This is a genomic window from Sporosarcina koreensis, from assembly GCF_001531445.1.
In the GTDB taxonomy this organism is placed as follows: Bacteria; Bacillota; Bacilli; order Bacillales_A; family Planococcaceae; genus Sporosarcina; species Sporosarcina koreensis_C.
Window position 1 is genome coordinate 1 of the sequence record NZ_LQYA01000421.1, and the last position, 243, is coordinate 243.

Genomic DNA, 243 nt, shown 5'->3' on the forward strand with positions numbered 1-243 from the left:
TCCACTTATTTGTATAGTAATATGCTATTCCTTTTTACAGGAGTCGTTGTTACTAGTTGGCTGATCACCTTGAATGTATATAAACGAAGACAAATTCAATTTAAAAGTTGAATACCAGAGATAAATTAAATGACTTCTAGCTTTCTTAAGCAATCGTGCGCGATTGTTGAGTAAGGAAAATAAGAAATAAGATACAGAAGATACGAGAGATTGTTCTCGTGTCTTTTTTTATTCAGTGGTTTT

At 31.7% G+C, this 243-nt stretch carries 1 protein-coding gene; it reads left to right on the forward strand.

The window, feature by feature from the left end:
- On the forward strand, positions 1-111 hold a 111-nt coding region (locus AWV70_RS25040; RefSeq protein ID WP_235588826.1), incomplete at its 5' end, for a hypothetical protein.
- Between the last annotated feature and the right edge of the window lie 132 nt (positions 112-243).